Raw genomic sequence first — 3,237 nt, forward strand, 5'->3', positions numbered from 1 at the left:
AGCTTCGCTGACGACATCGCCCGCGTCATCCACAAAGTAGGTGTCGTTGCCGCTACCGCCCGACATGACGTCGGCACCCAAGCCACCGTTCAGGGTGTCGTTGCCCTCGCCGCCCGAAAGCGTATTGGCCGCGCTGTTACCGATGATCACATTGGCCAGTGCGTTACCGGTGCCGCTGATCGCCGCCGTGCCGGTGAGCGTGAGGTTCTCGATGTTAGCGCCCAGGGTGTAGCTGCTGGAGCTGTTGACCTGATCAGTGCCTTCGCCCACAGCTTCGCTGACGACATCGCCCGCGTCATCCACAAAGTAGGTGTCGTTGCCGCTACCGCCCGACATGACGTCGGCACCCAGGCCACCGTTCAGGGAATCATTACCACCCAGCCCAAGAAGAATGTTGTTGGCGGATGTCCCTATGAGGACGTCGTTGCCATTTGTCCCAGTTATGGTGGCATTGATGGACAAGGTCTGGTCAGCGAACTGAATGCGCTCGAAGTTAAGAATGGTGTCAACGCCATCATTCACCAAGGCCCCTCCAACCCCCACGGGCGTATGCGTGATGGTGCGGCTGCCATCGGCGTTCAGCACAATGGTGTATTCGGCCATGTTGCCGTTGTACACCGCCGTGTCGATGTCGGTGGCCACGGTTGCCGACTGCCTGATCTCGCGAACGATGTGCAACTGCCCCGGATTGATTTCGCCAGACAGCATGCGGGCCTTGATCTCGTTCATGCTGTCCACCGTGAACCATTCGTTGTCAGCGGTGTTCGCGTCGCTGACATTGCGGGTCACGCGGATGCGCACATTCAGCCAGGCGTCACCGTTGAGAATGTCGTTGCCGAGGTTGCCCTTGATGGTGTCGCTGCCGCCGCCGCCAATAATGACCTCTGCCCCCTGGGTGATGTCAATGACCGAGGTGTTGACTGGCAAAGCCGCCAAGGCTGCCAGTTTTGCCGGCGTGTTGTAGCCAAGCAATTGGGCAAAGCCGTCGATCAAACTGACGTTCTGGGATTTGAGGTCACTCTCATCAGCCGGATTGCCCGCACCCGCACCTGCGCCGCCGGCAGCACCCCGGAGCACGGCCGCCCCCGTCAAGACGTCGTTGTGGTTCCAGCCCGACAGACCTTCCACCGAGTCAAAACGGTCACGCAGGGTGAACACCGCCTGCGCCGGAAAAAATGGAATGCCCAGGTCCGAGTTGGCTCCAATTGTGTCGCCTTTGTGGATGGCCCAGTCAAAACCGAACATCCCGTTGCTGCGCTGAATGCCGGGGCCCTGGAACATGATGTCGTCACCCGATTCGCCGTCGTAGTCGGTGTCGTTGCCCTGGCCGTTGAGCACGTCGTGGCCAATGATGGGGCTGTTGAAGAACAATTCGGAGTTGTCGCCCGCCAGGCCGTCAAAGCCTTCCCCGCCCTCGATCCAGTCGTCGCCCTCGTTGCCCATCAAGAGGTCGCTGCCGCTGTTGCCAAGGATGAAGTCGTTGCCTTCACCGCCAAACACTTCCTGGGTGTCTGGTCCGGTCATGATGAAGTCGCTGCCCCGGCCGCCAAACCCGAGCACGATGCCCGAGCCCATGCTGATCACGTCGTTTCCATCGTCGCCGAACAAAAAGTCGTCGCCGCCCAGGTTGGTGATGATGTCGTCGCCATCGCCGCCGTAGACCTTGTCCGCCTCATAGCCGCCGTCGAGCCGGTCGTTGCCGCCGTCGCCCCAGAGGGTATCGATGCCCAGCCCGCCAATCAGGGTGTCGCGCAGTTCGGAGCCGCCCAGAACGACGTGGTCGGAACCGTTGTATTGCAGGAAATGGTAGTTGTTGTCAATCGCGCTCAGGCCTGCGCGAATGAACAAGGGCTTGATGATGTCCAGAATCGGGTTGCCGCTTGTGGGGTCGCTGCCAATCTGCACTGACTTGACCACCTCCAGAATGAGGTTGGGCGTGTCGAACAGCAGGCCTGGCAAGTGGCCCTGGCCGGCCGTCCCCAGGTCGGTGTTGCGCATGACGATGGCGGAAAAGCTGTTGGCTTCGAGCTGGTTCAACAGGTTCATGCCCTGGGTTCGGCTCAGGTAGTAGAAGCGGTCACCGTTTTGCAGGTTCTCCATCTGGGTTTCAAACACGAAGTTGAAGGTGGCGCCCAGCATGCCGCCAAACTCCTGCTTTTCTTCGGCCAGGCCGCCAATCCAGAAGTCCACGGCATTCAGGCCGCCCAGGCTGCCGCCGGCGTAGGCACCGGTTGAATTGAGAAACGCGAGGCGGTCGTCATGGACTGCGGCCGTTTCTCCGGCCGTGCCGATGACCAGGGCCATGGCGGCATCGCGGCGGCCCTGGTTTTCGGTGGCTGCGAGGATGCTGGCATGGGTTCCGTAGGCGGCAATGAAGTTGATCACCGACAGCGGGTTCTTCAGGTGGGTCGCGAAGTCGGTCCAGCTGGTGTAGGGCGTCAGGCGCGAATCCCCGGTCATGTCGAAAAATTGGGCCCGGGCGTTGTTCAAACTCGGCACGCCTGTCTCGCGGGCCCGTGCAATGTTGAGCGCGCCCAGGTCCAGCGGCAGGCCGACCAGGTTGTTGCGCAGCGCCTCGGTGATGAATTCATCGATCTCATTGCCCGCCTGCTTCGACATGCCGCGAATGATCTGCCCTGCCGCAACCGATGCGGACACCGCCCCATCCTGGTCAAACTCGACCGGATTCAAAAAGGCCTGGATCAGGCCGATCTGCTGCGCGCCTGCTTCGAGCGGATTGGCGTCGCCAACGACCTGGTTGGCTGCATCCAGGCGGTCCACGGTTTCCGTCAGCATCGAGTGGCCGAAACGGTAGACCGTGTGCGCAAACTCGGCCACGATGGCCGGATCCAGGTCAGGCGATGCCGAGAAAACAAACGGGTCGATGGCCGGCTGCACCTTGCGCGCAAATTCTTCAAACACGAGATGCTGGTATTGCATTTCGGTGACGAAGCGGCCAGCCTGGAACATGCGTTCGCCGTCCCAGTTCAGGGCGGCAATACCGGCAGGAGTGGTGGGAATTGCTGCAATGTCCGTCAACAGCCATTCATTGATGATCGCCAGATTGCCGCTGGCCAGAATGGTGTGCTTGTAGTCTTCAACCAAGCGATTGTGCTCGGCGTGAAAGACCGTGTGTACCGTCGTTATTGATACGGCCCAATGAAGTATGAACTTTATTGAATTTTCTCTATCGAAGAAAGATGGAAAAAGAAAATGCAAGAAAGCAGACGCTGGAGC

General features: G+C 60.1%; 1 protein-coding gene. It reads right to left on the bottom strand.

Annotated elements, in window-relative coordinates; translation table 11 throughout:
- The coding region (locus IWX87_RS19335) for a peroxidase family protein (RefSeq protein WP_304609494.1) at positions 1 to 3,219 on the bottom strand (3,219 nt) is incomplete at its 3' end.
- Positions 3,220 to 3,237 lie beyond the last annotated feature (18 nt).

The organism is Polaromonas sp. CG_9.7, assembly GCF_015752205.1.
In the GTDB taxonomy this organism is placed as follows: Bacteria; Pseudomonadota; Gammaproteobacteria; order Burkholderiales; family Burkholderiaceae_C; genus Polaromonas.